The organism is Pseudofrankia sp. EUN1h (assembly GCF_001854645.1).
GTDB lineage: Bacteria > Actinomycetota > Actinomycetes > Frankiales > Frankiaceae > Pseudofrankia > Pseudofrankia saprophytica.
Window position 1 is genome coordinate 88,342 of sequence record NZ_MBLN01000076.1, and the last position, 18,668, is coordinate 107,009.

An 18,668-nucleotide genomic window follows, 5' to 3' on the forward strand; every position below is an offset into this window, starting at 1 on the left:
AAGGCGTACAGGAAAGGCGTACGGGAAAGGAATGCGGGAGTTGCTTCTGTTTCCGTTCTCACAGAACGGCGCCGGCCTCCTTGAAGCCCATGATCTCGTCCCAGGTGAAGCCGTGCTCCAACAGGACCTCGTCGGTGTGCTCGCCGTGCGCGGGGGCCGGTGCCAGGGCCGGTGGCACGTCGTCGAACTGTGCGGGACTGGCCACGAGCGGGTACTCCTGGGAACCCTTCCGCACGGTCGTCACGAAGTTGTTCGACCGGGCCTGAGGATCGTTCGCGGCCTCCTGGGCGGTCTGCACCAGCGACCATGGCGTCGCGAGCCGCCCGAGCAGCTCGGTCCAGTACGCCAGGTCGCGGTCCGCGAAGATCTCGTCGAGGACCCCGATGCAGGCCGCCGCGTTCTCGGCCCGGGCCGCCGCCGTCGCGAACCGCGGGTCGGCGAGCAGGTCCGCCCGCCCCGCGGCTTGGAAGAACTCCTCGACGTGCTTCTCCGTCTGGATACCGGACAGGTAGACGAGCCGGCCGTCGCGGGTCAGGTAGGCGGCGACGAAAGGGTTCGGCAGGTGGCGGTGCCGGTTGCGCGGAATCGCGTCCACGTCGTAGAGCTGGCTCGCGACCACGCCGGGCGAGAACATCCACATCCCCGACGACAGGAGCGAGACGTCGACCACCGCGCCGTGGCCGGTGCGCTCCCGGCGGAACAGCGCGGCCGCGATGCCGCCGGCGAGGAACGCGCCGGAGGCGAGGTCGCCGAGCGCCGGGCCCGGCTGCGGCACGAACTCCTCGCTGACCTGGCTCGCCGCGTGGGCCATGCCGGTGCGGGCCCAGAAGTCGGTGTGGTCGAAACCGCCGGCGTCGCATTCCGGCCCGCGCGGGCCGTGCCCGCTGGCCCTGGCGTAGACGAGATCCGGCTTGACGGCGGTGAGGTCGCCGACGTCGACCCGGAAACGGCGCCGCGCGCTGGGCAGCAGGTTGGTGATGAAGACGTCGGCCGAGCCGACCAGCGCGGCCATCACCCGCTGGCCCCCGTCGGTGCGCTGGTCGACGCCGACACACCGCTTTCCCCGATTGGTGATCTCCCACATGAACGCGACGCCGACCTCGCGGTCGGGCAGCCCGGCGACGGGATTTCCGTTCATCGGGTCCAGGGTTCCGGGCGGCACGACTTTGATCACGTCGGCGCCCCAGTCGGCGAGCACCGCGCCGGCCGACGGCGCGAAGGCGTACATCGACGCCTCCACGACGCGTACTCCGGCGAGCAGGTTGTACGGCATGCCACTCCCTAACGGGCGGGTATATGTTCAGGGCGCCAGACATGGGCCGGTGACTGGGCAACCGGTGGTCGGGCTTTTGCTACGGCGTATGGCGACAGCCGAGTAGTCGAATGCCCGTCAGGCGCGCAGCAGGGCGCGAAGATTTGTTTCGGCGATCTTTACGGCGTCGGCGGCCGGGACGTCGGCGAGCGTCTTCTCCAGGTAAGCGCGGTTGTTCGGCCACAGGCCGTCGCCGTGCGGGTAGTCGCCCTCGAAGAGCAGGTTGTCGACGGGTACGTCGCCGAGGCTGCGCAGCGCGAACCGTTCGTCGACGAGGCAGGCGTACATGTGCCGGGCGAAGACCTCGCGCGGCGGGCGAGATTCCTTCGCGCCGGCCTGGCCGATGGTGACGTCCGTACTGATCCGGTTGTCATGGAAGGCCTTCTCAGCGCGCTCCAGGATGTAGGGAATCCAGCCCGCGCCACCCTCGGAGAGCACCACCTTCAGCCGGGGGAAACGCTCCAGGATCCCGCTGAACAGCCAGTCGGCGCAGGTCATCATCGAGTTCACCCCGAGGAGCGCGACCAGCACCGGCGGCGGGGCGTCCGCCGACGTCGTCATCAGCCGCGACGAGCTGCCGATGTGCATGCACACCGGGATCTCCGCGTCGTTCATGACCGCCCACAGCGGGTCCCAGTGGTCGGTGTGCACCGACGGCAGGCCGAGCACGGTCGGGTTCTCGGAGAAGGCGATCGTCCGGGCGCCCTTCGCGAGCACCCGCTTCAGCTCGGCGACCGCCGCGTCGAGGTCGTGCAGGGGCAGGATCGCCGCGCCGAAGAGCCGGTCGCGGTCGGTCGCGCACCACTCGTCGAGCAGGTAGTCGTTGTAGGTGCGCAGGCAGGCGAGCGCGAGCTCGGGGTCGGACACGTTCAGGAAGAACCGGTGGCCGGCGAAGCGGGCGTAGTTGGGGAAGCACAGCTGGCCCCACACGCCGTCGATGTCCATGTCCTTCAGCCGCTCGTCGGGGTCGTAGCAGCCGGGCCGGATCTCGTCGTAACGGGCGGTGCCCGGCGCCGGCGGGTAGCCGGCCTCGGAGAAGCCGGGCAACGCCCGGCAGGAACCCATCGGGATGTAGGTGAGCTCACCCTCGTAGAGCCAGGCCTGGCGGCCGTCGACCTCGACGATGCGCGGGCAGGCGTCGCGGAACCGTGCGGGCACGCGCTCGACCCACAGGTGCGCCGGCTCGATCATGTGATCGTCAGCCGACATGATCTTCGTGGACTCGGGCAACATCAGCATTGCTCCTGTCGGGTGACGGCTCGGGCAAGGACTTGAGCGGCGGTTCGGGCGGCGGCGGTTCGGGCGGCGGTGGCTCGGATGGCGGTGGCTCGGATGGCGGTCATCGGGGCGCGCCGAGGAGCAGCGAGGAGGTGAACTGCTCGGCGCCGCTCGTCACGACGGCCACCTGGGGACCGGAGGCGAGCTGATGGGCGCCGGCCTCGCCGCGCAGCTGCAGGCACGCCTCGAGTAGGCCGCCGTACCCGTGCAGCCGGCCGCCGGAGAGCTGGCCGCCACCGGTGTTGGTCGGCAGCTCGCCGTCCGGGCCGATGCGTTCGCCTCCGTCGAGGTAGGCGGTGCCTTCGTAGCGACCGCAGAAGCCGAGCGCCTCCAGCCAGCGGATCGCATAGACCGTGAACCCGTCGTAGACCTGCGCGACGTCGACGTCCGCCGGCTTGAGGTCGGTACGCGCCCACATCATCGCCGCCGCCTCGTCGAAGCCGGACGCGCTGCCGAGCGCCTCGAACGCGACCGCGCGGGCGGGGTCGGCGGCCTGGGCGACGCTGGAGACGACGAAGGCCACCGAACCGTCCACCGGAACGTCGCAGTCATAGAGGCAGACCGGATCGGAGATCATCCGAGCGTTCAGGTACGTGTCGAGCGTGAGCGGCTCGCGGTAGACCGCGGACTCGTTGCGCGCCGCGTAGCGGCGAGCGGCGAGCGCCAGCTGGGCGAACTGCTCCCGCGTGGCGCCGGCCAGCTCCATGCGTCGCTGCATGTCCAGCGCGGCGTGGCTCGGGTAGCCGATCCCGAACGGGGTGGTCCACTGCGTCAGCTCGCGGCCGAAACGCACCGGCTGGCCGGATGTGCCGCCGCCGCTCAGCAGTGTCGCGGCGCGGTTGCCGAAGCCCTGCTGCGCGGTGGACTCCCACACCGTCCGGAAGCACAGGACATGGGTCGCGAAGCCGGTGGCGATGGCCAGGACCGCGTTGACCACCGACCCCAGCTGGCCGGCGAGCTCGCCGCCGCCGGTGTGCCAGCGCGTCTTCAGCCCCAGCATCGACCGGACGTCATCGACGCCGGCGCCGGTGATCCCCGGCGTCGACCAGAACGCCCCCGGATAGGTCGACACCCCGTCGATGTCGTCAGCCGTAAGCCCGGCATCGGCGATCGCGGCCAGGGCCGCGTCCGCGGTCAGCTCCCACGGATCGACCCCAAGCCGCCGCCCGATCCGCGACCGCCCCACCCCGCTGACGACCGCCCGACCCTCAGCCCGCTCCATCGCCGACCTCCGGCCGGCTGTGCCCATCGCCGRCCTCCGGCCGGCTGTGCCCATCGCCGGCCTCCGGCCGGCTGTGCCCATCGCCGGCCTCCGGCCGGCTGTGCCCATCGCCGGCCTCCGGCCGGCTGTGCCTATCGCCGGCCTCCGGCCGGAAGAGCGGTATGTACGCGTCGCCGACCTTGCTGAAGCAGACCCGTACTGGCAGGCCGACGCGCATCGACTCGGGCGGGCAGTCGAGGACGTTGGTGAGCAGCCGCAGGCCGGGCTGCTCGACGAGTTCGACGTCGGCGACCACGTACGGCGGCGGCATCGACGGCACCCAGCCGTAGCGGTTCACCGTCCACGACCACACCACGGCGCGGCCGGAGACCGGTGTGAACCCGACGTCGCGTCCCCGGCAGGCAGGGCAGGTCGGCCGCGGTGGGTGCAGGTAACGCCCGCAGTCGTGGCAGCGGGCGATCCGCAGCACGCCGTCCGCGCCGGAGGTCCAGAACGCGGCGGTCCGCTCGGTCAGCGGCGGCGCCACCCGCTCGAACGCCTCGACGACCAGCGTCGACCCGGGCGGCGCCTGCTCGTTCGACGTCTGCTCGGTCATCGGGTCTCCCACACCACCGGCACCGACGTCGGTCCCCGCTCGTACATCCCGACGATCTTCGGCGGCTCGGCGTCCTCGTCGAGGCGCAGGCCGGGCAGGCGGTCGAGCAGCGCGTCGATGGCGGTGTGGAGTTCCGCCCGGGCGACGTGCATGCCCAGGCAGATGTGCGGGCCGCCGCCGAAGCCGAGGTGGGCACCCGGCGGGCGGGACGGGTCGAACTCGTCCGGGCGCTCCCAGCGGGCCGGGTCGCGGTTCGCCGCCGCGAAGCACAGGTGCACCACCGAGCCGGCCGGGATCGCGACCCCACCGAGCTCCGTGTCCCGGAGGGCGTAGCGGGAGAACATCGGGTCGGTCGGCAGCCAGCGCAGGGACTCCTCGATCGCCGGGCGCAGCAGCGCCCGGTCCGCCCGGACGGCCTCCAGCGAGTGCGGGTGGGTCAGCAGCGCGAGCAGCGTGATGCCCATCTGCTTCCAGGTCGTGCCCGAGCCCGCGGCCAGCAGGAGGAGGGCGAAGCCCAGGATGTCGGTGTCGGACAGGGCCTGGCGGGTGCCGTCCTCGGTGAGCTCGGCCTGGACGAGCACGCTGATGATGTCGTCCTTCGGCTCGAGCCGCCGCGCCCTGATGATGGGCAGGAGGATCTCAGCGAGCACGGCCCGGTCGCGGCCGTCGGAGGTCGCCGCCTCGCGGATGCGCAGCGCGTCCTCGGCGCCCACGCCGAAGCTGCCGCAGATCGTCAGCAGGGGGATCGCGGCGCAGAACTCGACGTTGAGGTCCGCCCGCCCGTTGCTCTCGAACGTGTCGATGAGGGCGTCCACCGTTGCCCGGACCCAGCGCTCGGTCCACCAGGGGCCGCGCTTGGGCACGAACGACCCCTGGACGAGCGCCCGGTAGCGGCGGTGCCGGTCGCCGTCGAAATAGAGCATGACCGAGTCGGCCATGTCGAGCTCGGGGCCGGGGGCCGTCGGCCGGGAGACGAACGTGTCGCCGGCGCGCAGGACGTCCTGGCAGGTGGCGTAGTCGAAGACCGAGAAATGCGGTAGCTCCGGGAAGGGGAGCCCCTGGAAGAACCCCTCGCCGTGGTAGCCGACGAGCGGCCCGAGGACGCCGGGGTGAACGGGGCCCGTCTCCCGCAGCCGGTGAAAGTCCGGGTACGGGTCCTTCTCGAACGAGCCACCCCGGGACGCGTACACGTCGCTGCGCAGGTCGAACAGTTCGCGGATCCGCCGCGGGTCCAGCGTCACGATGTCGCTCATGTCAGGTCAGCCCTTGTCATGTCCGAGTCCCGGTTTCGTCACGCGCGTTCCAGGACCACGACGGGAATGCGCCGGGACGTGCGTCTCGCGTACTCGTCGTAGTTCGGCCAGTGCTCGGCCATGAGCTTCCAGAGCCGCTCGCGCTCCTCGCCCTCGGCGGTGCGCGCCCGTGCCTCGAACCGGTCCGCCAGCAGCTGCACCTCGACGCGCGGCTCGGCGACGATGTTGTGGTACCAGCCCGGGTGGACCGGCGCCCCGCCCTGGGAGGCGATGACGACGCAGGCGTCGCCGTCGTGGGCGTAGATGAGCGGTGTCACGCGGCGCTGGCCGCTTCGCCGGCCGACGGTCCACAGGACGAGACAGGTGACGCCGTTCCAGGTGTGGCCGACGGCGCCCCCGGTCTCCAGGTAACGCCGGACGTGCTCCTCGCCCAGCAGCGCCAGGTCGGGCGCCGTGTAGCCCGGCGAGCCCGTACCCGAGCCCGCACCCGCGCCTTCTTTCGTGACGTTGTCCGTGACGTTGTCCGTCATGGCGTTTCCCTTCGTCGCAGGGCCCCCGACGGGCAGGAGTCGACGGCGGCGTCGACGGCGGCGCCCGGGTCGCCTCCGGCCAGCACGACGACCTTCATCTCGTCGTCGAGATCGAACGTCGCCGGCGCGTGGAAGGCACACGATCCCGACCCCATGCACAGCTCGCGGTCCACCTGGACATCGAGCTCCACGTTCTCCATCTCGCCGCTCCCGTCCTTGTTCTCCGTCGCCGCTCCCGGTCCTCGGCGTGCCAGGTCCTCAGCGAGCACCGGAGACGACGACGTGCTTGATCTCCTGGTACTCCCGGAATCCCGCGACGCCACGTTCACGGCCGATGCCGCTCTGCTTCACTCCGCCCATCGGCGTGTACGCGTTCGCGGCGCCCCGGTTCACCTGCACCGTGCCGGACCGGATCCGCTCGGCGAGGCTCAGGCCCAGCCTCAGGTCGCCGGTGTAGACGCCGCCCGACAGGCCGTACTCCGAGTCGTTCGTGATGTCGACGGCGTGGTCGAGGTCGTCGTAGCCCTGAATGGTCACGACCGGGCCGAAGACCTCGCTCTGGGCGAGCGGGTTGCGGTTGTCGTCGACCAGCAGGACGGTCGGCGCGACGTAGTAGCCGACGTCGAGATGGGCCGGGCGCCCGCCACCGGCGACCAGCGTCCCCCCGGCGTCGACGCCGGCCGCGACCAGCCGCTCGATCCGCTCGCGCTGCGCCGCCGAGATGACCGGCCCGACGACCGTCTCCGGGTCGCGCGGGTGCCCGACGCGCAGCGACCGCGCCACGTCCCCCACCCGCAGGGCGGCGTCCGCCAGGCTCTCGCTGGGCACCAGCACCCGGGTCTGGAGCGCGCAGCCCTGGCCGGCCATCGACCCGAAGACGCCTGTGACCCCGCTCTCGAGCCTGCCCGGCCCGAGGGCGTCGGGCAGGTACAACTGCACCGACTTGCCGCCGAGCTCCAGCAGGAGCCGTTTCACCGTCGGCGCCGCCTGCGCGGCGATGCGCCGGCCGACGTCGGTCGACCCGGTGAACGAGACGCAGTCGACCCGCTGGTCCGTGGTGAGCAACTCCGCCCCGGCCGAACCGGCCTCGACGACGACGTTCAGCAGGCCGGGAGGCAGGCCCGCCTCCGCCGCGGCGGCGCCGAGCGCCAGCGCGGTGAGCGGCGTCAGCGGACTTGGCCGAAGGACGACCGAACAGCCGGCCGCCAGCGCGGAGAAGACCTTCCACACGCTCGTCTGCAGCGGGAAGTTGTACGGAGTGATCGCCGCGACCACGCCGCACGGCTCGTAGCGGCGGATGCTGAGCACCACGTCGCGGCCGGTCGGGTCGAGCGACTCGGTCAGCGGCAGCTCGTTGTGCTCCCACTCGGGCAACGTCGCGAACAGCTCCGGCAGCGCCCTGGCGTGCTCCAGTGCCATGTCGACCTGGGCCCACTGCGCGACGAGGCCCGTCGAGCCGGTCTCCCGGATCGCCGTCTCGATGAGCTCGGCGCGCCGCCCGGCCAGAACGTCGGCCATCCGCGCGAGCACGGCCGCCCGCTCGCCGGCGGGCTGGCGCCTCCACGCGCCTCGCTCGAACGCGCGCCGGGCCGCCTCGATCGCCGCGTCCACCTGTGCGAGCGACGCGGTGGGCACGGTGGTGAAGGTTTCCTCGGTCGCCGGGTCCTCGACGCCGAGCGGCTCGGCGGCCCCGTCGACGGGTAACCCGTCGATAAAGAGCTGCGTAAAACTGAGATGGTCGGCCACAGGTGGACTCCGGTCCCTGAGCATGAATCTGCCACGAGGAATCGCCGGCGCGCGCAATAGCCGCCACGGCGAATCAACGGCACGCCGCGCGCCTCGTTGGCGCGTGTTTCGAGACGTGTCGTAACGAGGCTTTCTGAGGACCCCGACGGGTCATCGTCGGCTCTAGTCGGGTGACTATAGCCATGTGACTAGAGCCACGCAAGAGGCTGCCGCGGGYGGCGCCGGGTGGGGGATGGGCGGCTTACGATCCACCCGTGGGAGTTGCCGGCAACACCTCAGAGCCCGCGGGCACGGCCGCGTCGGCTGCCTTGGCTGCCTCGGAGGCGTCCGAGGCGGGCGTCCCCGCGCGCCGGCCGCGCGGCCGCGCGGAGGTGCGGGAGGCGCTGCTCGAGGCGGCGCAGCGGCTGATCGCCGAGCAGGGACCAGCCAATGTGCGGCTGCGCGAGATCGCGGACGCGGCCGGGGTGAACTTCGGCCTCGTCTATCAGTACCTCGGTACCAGGGAGGATCTGCTGCGCGAGGTTTACCAGCGCGTCGCGGCGCGGTCGGCGGACCGTTTGGAACACGTGGAGGCGCTCGCCGACGTCATCGATATGTTCTTGACGACGTCGGACGGCAGCATCGGCCGCATCATGGGCTGGGCCGCGCTAGAAGGCGGCTATTCCTTCGATGTTTTCGGCCACTCGCCCGCGCAGGACCAGGTGGCCGGGATCATCTCCCGCGAGGCGCACCAGCACGACCGCGAGGTGCCGGAGGACGAGGCGCGGGTCTTCGCGGCCTTCCTGCAGGTGGTGGCTCTCGGCTGGCGGCTGTTCCGCCCGATCGGCCTCGCCACCGCCGGCGTCGACCCGGCCACCGTGGACGCCGACGCGATGGTGGCGAAATGGCTCCACCTGCTGTCCGACGCCTTCGTGCTCGACCAGCCGGCCGCCACCCCTGCCCCGCCCGTCTGACCGGCGTCCACCGAACGGCGAAACGTGACCATCGAGGCCTCGGCGTCAGCCAATGCCAGTTCCCATACACAACCAGCGATCATTGCCCCTCGGGGGGTGAAGCCCGCGCCATGATCGCTGTTTGGGTATGCGGGTTGGCGGGCCGTTGACCTTTTTGTCCGACTTATGCGAACCCGGATCGTGATCATGGGGTGGTCCATCTTCTGGGCGCGTTGAAGATCACCGAATGGGTATGTGGACCGGACCTTCGCGCTGGGTCGATGAAGATCGGCGAGAGAGCGGCTGCCTGCGCCGTCGTGCGCGGGGGACCTGGTGCGCCCGGTCTACTTGGGCTGAAGGCGGGCGCCGGCGTCGACGCGGATGACCTCGGCGTTCAGGTAGCTGTTGGTGAGCAGCTCGACGGCGAGGGAGGCGAACTCGTCGGCGGTGCCGAGGCGGTGCAGGAAGAGGACGTCGCGCTTCAGCTTGTCCTTGAACGCCTCGGACCCTGGACCTTCTCCGTAGATCGGGGTGTCGATGAGGCCGGGGGCGATGCAGTTCACCCGGACGCCGATGACGGAGAGGTCGCGGGCGACGGGCAGCGTCATGCCGACGACGCCACCCTTGGACGYGGAATAGGCGGCCTGGCCGATCTGACCGTCGAAGGCGGCGAGGGACGCGGTGTTGACGATCGCGCCACGTTCCCCGTCGGCGGAGAGCGGCTCGGTGGCCGACATGGCCGTCGCGACGATCCGGATGCAGTCGAACGTGCCGATCGTGTTGACCTCGATGACCTTGCGGAACGCGTCGAGGCTGTGTGCGGACTCGTAGGTGCCGTCCCGGCCGATGGTGCGCGCCGCCCAGCCGATGCCCGCGCAGTTCACCAGAGCGCGCACCGGGCCAAGCGTCCTGGCCAGCTCGGTCGCGGCGATGATGTCGGCGGTCGAGGTGACGTCGACGTGCGCGAACACGCCGCCGACCTCCTTGGCGACGGCCTCGCCCCTGGCGTCGTCCCGGTCGGCGACCACGACACGCGCCCCGCGCGCCGTGAGCAGCCGAGCGGTCGCCGCTCCCAGCCCGGACGCGCCGCCGGTGACCATCGCTACCGCGCCACTGATCTCCACGCCGCTCCTCGCTCCCGTGCTCCGGTCCTGGCCAGATTGCTGGAACTAAATTCTAGTGGTGGTGGCCTGGGAAGAAGCCGTTACGGTCCGGCAGGCCCGAGCTGCCCCTTGCGGGAGAGAAACCTGGTTCCTACTGTGGTCCGGTGCGCGCACCCGACGAAGCGCCCGACTCGACGTCCGAGCCAGCCCCCGGCCCGGCGCCCAACCTGGCGCCTGGTCCTGCCCCCGACCCAGCCCTCCACCCAGCCTCCGGCCCGGCCCCTGGCCTGTACGGCTGGGGTCCGGCGCTCGCCGAGATCGAGCGCCGTAAGGCCGTGGCGTTCGGGATGGGCGGCGAGGCCCGGCTCGTCCGGCAGGCCCAGCGTGGCCGGCTGAACGCCCGGCAACGGCTCGCCGCGCTGTTCGACCCGGGCACGTTCTACGAGATCGGCGCCCTGGTCGGCGCAACCATGGACCCGCCGGTCCCCGCCGACGCGTTCGTGGCCGGCGCCGGGCGGATCGACGGGCGTCCCGCCCTGGCCGGTGCCGAGGACGTCACCGTGCTCGGTGGCTCGATCGGCACCGGCGCGGCCGACAAGCGTTACCGGCTGGCCCAGCTTGCCCGTCAGGAGCAGGTGCCGCTGGTGATGATGCTGGAGGGCGCCGGCCACCGGGTGACCGAGGGCGCGACCGGCCGTCGGCCCGGCGACCTGGGTGGGCTGGTCGAGCTCTCCGGCCTGGTGCCGATGGTGTGCCTGGTGCTGGGCGCCTCGGCCGGCCACGGCGCGCTCACCGCGCCGCTGTGCGACTTCGTCGTCATGACCGCGACCGCGTCGATCTTCTCCGCCGGTCCGCCGCTCGTCCGCTCGGCCACCGGCGAGGTGATCACCAAGGAGGACCTCGGCGGTCCCGACGTCGCCGCCGCTACCAGCGGCGTCGTCCACAACGTCGTCGCGGATGACCGCGCCGCGATCGCGCTGGCCCGCCGCTACCTGTCCTACTTCCCACTGAACGTCGCCGAGCCGCCGCCGCGCCGCCCGGACGGTTCTGACACCGGACCGCGCTGCGTCGACGAGCTGCTTGAGCTGATCCCGCCCGATCCACGCCGTCCGTACCGGATCCGGCCGGTGCTCGAAGCGATCGTCGACGACGGCGAGCTGCTGGAGGTGCAGCCGGATTTCGGCTCATCCGTCGTCACGACGCTCGCCCGTCTCGGCGGCCACGCCGTCGCGATCGTCGCGAACGACCCGAGCGTGCTCGCCGGCGCGATCGACAGCGACGCGGCCGACAAGGTGGCGCATTTCCTCCAGGTGGCCGGCGTCTTCGGCCTGCCCTGCGTCTTCCTCGCTGACAATCCCGGGGTTCTCGCCGGCAGCGCGGCCGAGCGTGCCGGAATCCTGCGCCACGCGGCCCGGATGTACGCCGTGCAGCACCGTCTGACGGTGCCGAAGCTGCACGTGACGTTGCGCAAGGCGTTCGGCTTCGGCTCGTCGGTGATGGCGATGAACCCGTTCGACGGCCAGACGCTGACGCTCGCCTTCCCGTCCATCACGCTGGGCGCACTGCCCGCCGGCTCGACGGCAAGCAAGATCGAGGATCCCGAGGAGCGGGCCCGGGTCGCGGCCGAACAGGCCAGGGCATCCATTACCGGGGGCGCCCGGCTGGCGTACGACGACGTCATCGACCCGCGCGAGCTGCGCAACGCGCTGCTCGCCGGCCTCGCGCTGAGCGAGGGCCGGGAGTGGGCGGCCGCGAACCGCGCACCCCAGCCGGGAGGGATCCTGCCGTGACCGTGCTCAGGCTCGGCCTGCGCCTCAGTCTCTACCGGGCCGCCCGGCTCACGGTGCCCGTCGACGAGGTCCGGCACGCGGAACGCCTCGGCTACCACTCCGTCTGGACCGCCGAAGCGTACGGAAGCGACGCACTCACGCCGTTGGCCTTCCTCGCCGCCCACACCGAGCGGATCCGGCTCGGGACCGCCGTCGTTCAGCTCGCCGCCCGCCCGCCGGCCACCCTCGCCATGCAGGCGATGACGATCGACGCCCTCGCCGGCGGCAACCGGCTGGTCCTCGGGATCGGGCTTTCCGGGCCGCAGATCGTCGAGGGCTGGTATGGCCAGCCGTGGGGACGGCCAACCGCCCGGCTGCGCGACTACGTGACGATCGTGCGCAAGGTGCTGGCCCGCGACGAGCCGCTCCGTCACGACGGTGAGGAGATCCGGCTGCCCTATGCCGGCCCGGGCGCGCTCGGGCAGGGCAAGCCACTCAAATCGATCATGCATCCGGTGGCACCGATCCCGATCTGGCTTGGCGCCGGCGGCCCGCGCAACACCGCGCTCGCCGCCGAGCTGTGCGACGGCTGGCTGCCGATGGGCCTCGGCCCGGACGGTGTGCCCGGAGCCGTTCAGGAACGGGTCGCGGGCGGCGGGTTCGAGGTGTTCACCGGCGCGTCCGTGCGGATCACCGACGACGTGCGCGGTGCGCTCGACGCGATGCGCCCGCTGACCGCGATGTATGTCGGCGGGATGGGCAGCACGACGCACAACTACCACCGTGACGCGATGGCCCGCCGGGGTTTCCCCGAGGCTGCCGACCGGATCGGTGAGCTCTGGCGCGCAGGGCGCAAGGAGGAGGCGCTGGGGACCGTTCCGGACGAATACCTGGAACAGACCGCCCTGCTCGGCTCGCCGGCCCGGATCCGGGCGCGCTGGGCGGCCGACTACGCCGTGCCCGGCATCACCGGCGTCATCATCGACGCACACCAACCGGAGGCGTTGGAGCTGATGGCCGACCTCGCCGGCACGAGAGACCTGGTGAGCAGCGACCTGGTGGGCGACGCGGCGGAGAAAGCCMGGTGACCGCCGACTACGAGTTTCTGCTGGTCGACGCCCCGGCCGACGGCGTCCGCCGGATCACGCTGAACAGGCCGGAGAAACGCAACGCCATCTCGACCCCGTTGCGCACCGAGCTGCTCGACGCGCTGCGGGCGCACGACAACGACCCGGACGTGCGGGTCAGCATCGTCCGCGGCGCGGGGCCGTGTTTCTCCGCCGGCTACGACCTTGCGTCCCCGCTGATGGCCGACCCGCCGTTCTACTCGGCGCCGGGCGACGGCCAGTGGGCCCGGCAGGCGGGCGAGACCTGGTTCAGCCTCTGGGACCTGGCAAAGCCGGTGATCGCCCAGATCCACGGCTACGCGATCGCCGGCGCGACCGAGCTCGCCTCCGCCTGCGACCTGGTCTACGTGGCCGAGGACGCGCGCATCAGCTATCCGGTGGTCCGGGTGGCGAGCCCGCCGGACTGGCAGTACCACACGGTGCTGCTCGGCCTGCGCCGCGCGATGGAGCTGATGCTCACCGGCGACGCCGTCGACGGGGTCGAGGCCGCCCGCATCGGCTTCGCCAACCGCGCCTACCCGGCCGACCGACTGGAGGAAGAGGTGCTCGCGATCGCGGCGCGCGTCGCCGGCATCCCCAGCGAGCTGACCCAGATCAACAAGCGCTCCGTCCACCGTGCCTTTGACGTCTGGGGCGCCCGCGCCGCCATCCGCGCCGGCACCGAGCTCACCGCCCTGGCCGCCCACACCGAGGCCGCCACCCGTTTCCGCCGTGACGCCCTGGCCGCCGTGAAAGCCGCCGTGACCGGCGGCCCCGGCGGTTCCGGCGGTTCCGGCGGTTCCGCCCGAACCACCGACCCGGTGGGACCCGAAGTCTCCGAGGTTTCCGAGAAAGCGGAAGAGAAGCCAGACGGAGACTGACGAGGCCTCGGCCGCGTGGTCGCCGGCCGGCATTGTCCGAAGCCCCTTTCTCGGGGGGCGCCCGGATCGGCGTGTGCTCAGATGAGGGCGACGAGGCGGCCGGTGACCTTGTTGGCAGCCAGGTCAGCGAGGCCCCGGGGGATGTCGTCGAAAGTAATCTTGGTGACGGTGGGGTCGAGGTCTCCGGCGGCGACGAACGTGTAGAGCTCGGCGATGTCCTCCTTGGTGCCGCCGCGGGAGGCGAGCAGCTTGGACTTGCGGCCGACCATGTCTGCGAGCGGGATCATCGCTTCGCTGACGCCGAGGCCGACCTGGACCACGGTTCCGTCGAAGCCGACCGCGCGTAGCGCGCCGGCCGTCGTCGTGCCGAAGCCGGCGTAGTCGACGATGAGATCGAAGTTCTGGTTCTCCCACTCGGCGACGTCGGCGACGAGGTGCGTGACGCCGAGGCGCTCGGCGAGCGGCCAGACGTCCTTCTTCGGCTCCGCGACGTGCACGTCGATGCCCTTCAGAACGGCGACCCGGGCGGCGATCTGGCCGAGGCCACCGAGGCCGATCAGGCCGACCTTCATGCCAGCGGTCGCTCCGCCACGGCGCACGAGTGCGTGGTACGAGGTCATACCGGCGTCGGTCATCATGGCACCGAGGGCCCAGTCGACCTCGCGCGGGACCGTGACCAGGTCGTCCGCTGGCGACAGGTGCTTCGTGGCGAACCCCCCGTCATAGTGGAAGCCTGGGCAGCGCATGGTGTTCGACGGGCAGACGGCGGCCCGGTCGCCGATCTTCCAATCGGTGACGTCGGGCCCCACCGCGGAGACGACGCCGGCCAGCTCGTGGCCCATGATCGTCCCGAGCAGCCAGTCGGCGCCGCGGCTGTTGATCTCCATGACGTCGGAGTGGCACAGACCTGATCCCTTGACGTCGAGGACGACCTCCCCCGGGCCGGGTTCGGGATCCTCCTTCTCGACCAGCCGCAGTGGCGTACCGAACTCGACGAGTTGCCATCCCTTCACAGGGCCCCATCTCCTCTTTCGGCGGGTTCAGTTCGACGGGAAGCCCACTAGCGGTTGGTCGTCGTGCCGGCGACGGCGGCACGGGCGCGGATGCGGAACTGTTCGAGTTTTTCCTGGGGTTGGATGATCTGGTGGCTGCGGGATCGGATGCTGATGTCGTGGCCTTCGGCTGCCGCGCGCAGCGCGCCGACGGTGGCGTCTTCCTTCTTGATGTGGGTGAAGGGGTCGAAGGAGTACCAGCGCATTGCGTTCTGGTAGGTGATCTTGTTGATGTCGTCGTCGGGGACGTTCCATTTCTGGAAGTCGGCCCACAGGCCTTCGGGGGCGGTCGGCCAGGCGGAGTCGCTGTGGGGGTAGTCGCACTCCCAGGTGATGTTGTCGATCCCGATCTCGTGGCGTAGGCCGAGGCCGAGGGAGTCGGTGATGAAGCAGGTCAGGAAGTGGTCCCGGAAGACGTCGGAGGGCTTCTTGCCGCCGAAGTCCTGCATGGTCCAGGTCGCGTGGACGTCGAAGGTCTTGTCGGCGCGTTCGAGGAAGTAGGGGACCCAGCCGGTGCCGCCTTCGGACAGGGCGATCTTGAGGTCTGGGTAGTCCTTGAGGACGCGGGACCAGAGCAGGTCGGCAGCGGCGGAGACGATGTTCATCGGCTGCAGGGTGATCATGACATCGGGTGGCGAGTCGGCGGCGGGGACGGCGATCCGTCCGGAGGAGCCGATGTGGATCGACAGGACCGTGTTCGTGTCGACGAGTGCGGCCCACAGGGGGTTCCAGAATTCGTCGTGGAAGCTGGGCATGCCCATGACGGCGGGGTTTTCGCTGAATGTGAGGGAGTGGACGCCGCGGGCCGCGTTGCGGTGTACCTCGGCGGCGCACAGTTCGGCGTCCCAGATGGCGGGGATCGTCATCGGGATGAACCGGCCGGGATAGGTGGCGCACCAGTCCTCGACGTGCCAGTCGTTGTAGGCGCGAACGAGGGCGAGGGAGAAGTCGACGTCGTCGGTGACGAACAGCCGGCCGGCGAAGCCGGGGAATGAGGGGAAGTTCATCTGGGCGAGCAGCCCGCCGGCGTTCATGTCCTTGATCCGCTCGTGGATGTCGTAGCAGCCCGGGCGGATCTCGTCTAGGCCCTGCGGTTCCAGACCGTACTCCTCCTTGGGGCGGCCGGCGATCGCGTTCAGCGCGGAGTTCGGGATGACGGTGTCCCGGAACGTCCATACGTCGGTGCCGTCTTCGCGGTGCACAAGCCGGGGCGCGTCGTCGGCGTACCGTTTCGGGAGCCGGCCCACGAACATGTCGGGCGGCTCGATCACATGGTCGTCGACACTGATCAGGATCATGTCATCACGTTGCATGAAGGTCCTCCGTTCCCGGCCGCAGTACGCCAACCGTGTGAAAATCTGCCGCTCGTCGGAGCGCTGACACGCTCAGCGCCGCCTGTCCGGCTTGGTGTACTCGAGGGAAACTCGCATGAGCCGCATCTTGGGGGTCGGGTTCATCTGCAGCGTCTCGGACATCTTCAGCTCGCCGGCGGCGGACGCGGCCTTCACCCGGCCGAGGACATCTTCCGGGTCGCCCTCGATCACGTACTGCGCGATATACGGGCCGTCGTCGCCGACCGGCTCGAGTCGACGGCCTGAAAGGTATCCCTCGAAGGCCACCATCTCCGGGATGTRCACTTCGTCGTACCAGCGGTTGAACTCGGCCAGGGTTTCCGCGTCGCGGCTGACCGGGCTTGACTCGATGTGCAGGATCCAGCGCGGGAGGTCTTCGTTCGCCATGTTCCCCTCGTTTCTCGGCGTCTGTAGGCCCGTTTGTCGGGTGCCTGCCGGTTGTCGCCGACGGCCGCCCGACACCGATCAGGATGTCCAGCCGGTGGCCGCGTCAGGTGCGCGGGATCCAGCCGCCATCGATGTTCAGGGTGTGGCCGGTGACCCAGTCACTGCCGGGGCCGACCAGGTAGAGCAGTCCTGGTACCAGGTCCTCGGGGTCGCCGAACGGGAAAGGAATGGACTTCTCGACCATCGCCCGCAGCGCCGGCGGCGCCGCGACCGCGCCTGCCTCGGTGTTCACATAGCCCGGCGCGATCGCGTTTACCCGGATGCCGAACGGCGCAAGCTCACGGGCGAGCGAGAGCGTCATGCTGACGACGCCGAGCTTGGTGATGCCGTAGGCGTTCGCCGCCATGAAGGCGCCGCCGGACGACTGGTTGACGATCTTCCCGTATCCGCGATTCTTCATGTGGGGCACGACCGCGCGGGCACACAGCAGCGGGCCGGTGAGATTCACCGCGACGGTGCGGTTCCACATGTCGAGCGACATGGTGGTGAGCGTGCCCTGGCCGACGATCTCGGCCATGAGTGCGGCATTGTTCACGAGGATGTCGACCGAGCCGAAAGCGTCCATCGCGGCAGCTGCCATGGCGTTCGCGCTCGCCTCGTCGGAGACGTCGGTACGCACGGCGAGCGCKCGGTGGCCGGCGTTGGCGAGCTCCTTCGCGGCCGCCTCGGCGTGCTCCATATCGATGTCGGCAAGAACGACCGCGGCGCCGGCCTCCGCCAAACCCCTCGCGTAGGCCCCGCCGATCCCACCACCCGCGCCGGTGACGATCGCGACCTTTCCATCCAGCACTAATTCGCCGGACATGGATTTCCTCCTCGCGAGGTTTCCGCACCCAGCAGCATCGGGAACGAGTTCAGGGACCGGACGCCGGGGCTGAGGTCCAGCCTGGTCCCTGGCTTGATCTGGTAATGCGGAATCCGCGCGTGCCACTCGCGCAGGATGATGCGCAGCTCGAGACGGGCCAGGTGCGAGCCGAGGCAGCGGTGTACCCCGCCGCCGAACGCGATGTGGCGGTTGACCGCCCGGTCGAATCGGACCTCCCCCGCGTCGGGGAGCTCCTCCTCATCGAGGTTCGCGGCGCCGATGAAGACGTAGACCTGTTCGCCCTCGTGGACCGGGCAGCCCGCGAGCTCGGTGTCCGTGGTCGCGAACCGCGAGACCAGCATGACCGGCGACTCGTAGCGCAGCAGTTCCTCGATCACGTTGTCGATGTTGTCCGGGCTGGCGACGACCTCGGCGCGGCGCTCGGGGTGTTCGGCGAGGTAGGCCATGAACGTCTCCAGCGAGGCGGAGACGGTGTCCAGGCCCGCGGTCAGGAACAGGAAGCAGATGTCGAGCAACTCGTCGCGGGTCAGTCTCTCGCCGTCGACCTCGACGTCCAGCAGATGGCTGAGCAGGTCGTCCCTGCGCCCGCTCTCGCGCTCGTCGAGCACCTTGTCGTAGTAGGCGTAGATCTCCTGCGCCGTCGCGCGCTGGTGGGCCTTGACGTCCGGGTGGTTCGGCGGCAGGCCGAGGAGCACGGAGGGACGGACGATGCCGTCCTTGAGGCGCAGGAACGTGGGCAGGTCCTCGAGCGGCAGGCCCAGCAGGGTGAGGAAGATCTGGGAGGGCAGTGGGGTCGAGAACTGCCTCGCGAAGTCGATCTCGTCGGCGTCGATGAAGCCGTCGATGAGCTCGTGGACCAGCCGGGTCACCGGTTCCTTCCACCGCTCGACCGCCGCCGGCGAGAAGACCGGGTTGATGAGCTTGCGGTATTTGCGGTGCTCCGGCGGGTCGTACTCGATCGGGATGAGCGGGCGCACGTTGCCGAGCGTTCCGGCGTGCGCCGCCGAGGAGTAGACGTCCGGGTACTTGAAGATCTCGTCGATGGCGGCTCGGCCCGTGGCGACGACCGCGGGACCTGACAGGCCGTCCATTCGCTGGACTCGCCCGCTGTCCCTCAACGCGCTGAAGACCGGCCGCGGGTCGCGCGCCACGTCGATGGTCATCAGCTGCGCGACGCCGCGGTAGGGGCCGCCCGCCCCCTGGGCGTCGCCGGCAGCCGCGCCGCTGTGACCTGGCTCCTGCGCCATTCTCCGCTCCTTGCCTC

At 70.7% G+C, this 18,668-nt stretch carries 18 protein-coding genes; 4 read left to right on the plus strand and 14 right to left on the minus strand.

Annotated elements, in window-relative coordinates:
- Positions 1-58: 58 nt before the first annotated feature.
- The 8 genes from BCD49_RS30390 to BCD49_RS30425 all read right to left on the minus strand — a co-directional run bounded on the left by BCD49_RS30390 (position 59) and on the right by BCD49_RS30425 (position 7,936).
- Positions 59-1,273, minus strand: coding sequence for a CaiB/BaiF CoA transferase family protein (locus BCD49_RS30390; RefSeq protein ID WP_007508507.1), 1,215 nt, complete (start codon positions 1,271-1,273; stop codon positions 59-61).
- 117 nt (positions 1,274-1,390) lie between these two features.
- Positions 1,391-2,545 carry an amidohydrolase family protein gene (locus BCD49_RS30395; protein ID WP_007508506.1) on the minus strand — a complete coding sequence of 385 codons (1,155 nt, stop codon included), beginning with the start codon at positions 2,543-2,545 and terminating at the stop codon, positions 1,391-1,393.
- A gap of 106 nt (positions 2,546-2,651) precedes the next feature.
- Complete coding sequence (locus tag BCD49_RS30400) at positions 2,652-3,812, minus strand: thiolase family protein (RefSeq protein WP_007508504.1); 1,161 nt, start codon at positions 3,810-3,812, stop codon at positions 2,652-2,654.
- The gene (locus tag BCD49_RS45370) at positions 3,799-4,407 is read right to left on the minus strand and encodes a Zn-ribbon domain-containing OB-fold protein (RefSeq protein ID WP_241832427.1); all 609 of its coding nucleotides are present in this window, start codon (positions 4,405-4,407) and stop codon (positions 3,799-3,801) included. Before BCD49_RS45370 ends, BCD49_RS30400 begins: the two co-directional genes overlap by 14 nt.
- Positions 4,404-5,660, minus strand: coding sequence for a cytochrome P450 (locus tag BCD49_RS30410; protein WP_007508501.1), 1,257 nt, complete (start codon positions 5,658-5,660; stop codon positions 4,404-4,406). The genes BCD49_RS45370 and BCD49_RS30410 overlap by 4 nt, the downstream gene beginning before the upstream one ends.
- A gap of 38 nt (positions 5,661-5,698) precedes the next feature.
- On the minus strand, positions 5,699-6,190 hold the full coding sequence (locus BCD49_RS30415; RefSeq protein WP_007508498.1) for a nitroreductase family deazaflavin-dependent oxidoreductase: 492 nt from the start codon (positions 6,188-6,190) through the stop codon (positions 5,699-5,701).
- On the minus strand, positions 6,187-6,459 hold the full coding sequence (locus tag BCD49_RS30420; protein ID WP_232794218.1) for a ferredoxin: 273 nt from the start codon (positions 6,457-6,459) through the stop codon (positions 6,187-6,189). The genes BCD49_RS30415 and BCD49_RS30420 overlap by 4 nt, the downstream gene beginning before the upstream one ends.
- Complete coding sequence (locus BCD49_RS30425) at positions 6,449-7,936, minus strand: aldehyde dehydrogenase family protein (protein WP_007508494.1); 1,488 nt, start codon at positions 7,934-7,936, stop codon at positions 6,449-6,451. The genes BCD49_RS30420 and BCD49_RS30425 overlap by 11 nt, the downstream gene beginning before the upstream one ends.
- Before the next feature lie 254 nt (positions 7,937-8,190).
- Between BCD49_RS30425 and BCD49_RS30430 the strand changes: the two genes are divergently transcribed.
- Entirely contained in the window at positions 8,191-8,889 is a 699-nt protein-coding gene (locus tag BCD49_RS30430; protein ID WP_007508492.1) for a TetR/AcrR family transcriptional regulator, read from the plus strand.
- Positions 8,890-9,212: 323 nt separating this feature from the next.
- On the opposite strand, the gene BCD49_RS30435 is transcribed toward BCD49_RS30430, so the two are convergent.
- Positions 9,213-9,968: an SDR family NAD(P)-dependent oxidoreductase gene (locus tag BCD49_RS30435; protein ID WP_442960534.1), complete on the minus strand. Its 756-nt coding sequence runs from the start codon at positions 9,966-9,968 to the stop codon at positions 9,213-9,215.
- Positions 9,969-10,258: 290 nt separating this feature from the next.
- On the opposite strand from BCD49_RS30435, the gene BCD49_RS30440 reads away from it, so the two are divergent.
- From BCD49_RS30440 to BCD49_RS30450, 3 genes are read left to right on the plus strand one after another with little or no spacing between them, the layout of a single operon-like run.
- Positions 10,259-11,761, plus strand: coding sequence for an acyl-CoA carboxylase subunit beta (locus BCD49_RS30440; RefSeq protein WP_035930437.1), 1,503 nt, complete (start codon positions 10,259-10,261; stop codon positions 11,759-11,761).
- On the plus strand, positions 11,758-12,828 hold the full coding sequence (locus BCD49_RS30445; RefSeq protein ID WP_007508487.1) for an LLM class F420-dependent oxidoreductase: 1,071 nt from the start codon (positions 11,758-11,760) through the stop codon (positions 12,826-12,828). Before BCD49_RS30440 ends, BCD49_RS30445 begins: the two co-directional genes overlap by 4 nt.
- Positions 12,825-13,727: an enoyl-CoA hydratase-related protein gene (locus tag BCD49_RS30450; protein ID WP_007508485.1), complete on the plus strand. Its 903-nt coding sequence runs from the start codon at positions 12,825-12,827 to the stop codon at positions 13,725-13,727. Before BCD49_RS30445 ends, BCD49_RS30450 begins: the two co-directional genes overlap by 4 nt.
- A 77-nt stretch (positions 13,728-13,804) precedes the next feature.
- Here BCD49_RS30450 and BCD49_RS30455 read toward each other — a convergent pair whose 3' ends face one another.
- The 5 genes from BCD49_RS30455 to BCD49_RS30475 form a co-directional block, all read right to left on the minus strand.
- Complete coding sequence (locus tag BCD49_RS30455) at positions 13,805-14,740, minus strand: arabinose dehydrogenase (RefSeq protein WP_007508483.1); 936 nt, start codon at positions 14,738-14,740, stop codon at positions 13,805-13,807.
- 47 nt (positions 14,741-14,787) lie between these two features.
- Positions 14,788-16,092, minus strand: a complete 1,305-nt coding sequence (locus tag BCD49_RS30460) for an amidohydrolase family protein (protein ID WP_007508481.1) — start codon at positions 16,090-16,092, stop codon at positions 14,788-14,790.
- A gap of 72 nt (positions 16,093-16,164) precedes the next feature.
- Complete coding sequence (locus tag BCD49_RS30465; protein WP_071042187.1) at positions 16,165-16,518, minus strand: hypothetical protein; 354 nt, start codon at positions 16,516-16,518, stop codon at positions 16,165-16,167.
- Between the two features lie 103 nt (positions 16,519-16,621).
- Entirely contained in the window at positions 16,622-17,383 is a 762-nt protein-coding gene (locus BCD49_RS30470; protein ID WP_007508476.1) for an SDR family oxidoreductase, read from the minus strand.
- Complete coding sequence (locus tag BCD49_RS30475) at positions 17,368-18,651, minus strand: cytochrome P450 (RefSeq protein ID WP_007508474.1); 1,284 nt, start codon at positions 18,649-18,651, stop codon at positions 17,368-17,370. Before BCD49_RS30475 ends, BCD49_RS30470 begins: the two co-directional genes overlap by 16 nt.
- Between the last annotated feature and the right edge of the window lie 17 nt (positions 18,652-18,668).

Excerpts from the sequence above, each read along its gene's own strand:
- BCD49_RS30395 (WP_007508506.1), bottom strand. The coding sequence starts at position 2,545 with ATGTTGCCCGAGTCCACGAAGATCATGTCGGCTGACGATCACATGATC.
- BCD49_RS30460 (WP_007508481.1), bottom strand. The coding sequence starts at position 16,092 with ATGCAACGTGATGACATGATCCTGATCAGTGTCGACGACCATGTGATC.
- BCD49_RS30410 (WP_007508501.1), bottom strand. The coding sequence starts at position 5,660 with ATGAGCGACATCGTGACGCTGGACCCGCGGCGGATCCGCGAACTGTTC.
- BCD49_RS30475 (WP_007508474.1), bottom strand. The coding sequence starts at position 18,651 with ATGGCGCAGGAGCCAGGTCACAGCGGCGCGGCTGCCGGCGACGCCCAG.
- BCD49_RS30415 (WP_007508498.1), bottom strand. The coding sequence starts at position 6,190 with ATGACGGACAACGTCACGGACAACGTCACGAAAGAAGGCGCGGGTGCG.
- BCD49_RS30390 (WP_007508507.1), bottom strand. The coding sequence starts at position 1,273 with ATGCCGTACAACCTGCTCGCCGGAGTACGCGTCGTGGAGGCGTCGATG.
- BCD49_RS30400 (WP_007508504.1), bottom strand. The coding sequence starts at position 3,812 with ATGGAGCGGGCTGAGGGTCGGGCGGTCGTCAGCGGGGTGGGGCGGTCG.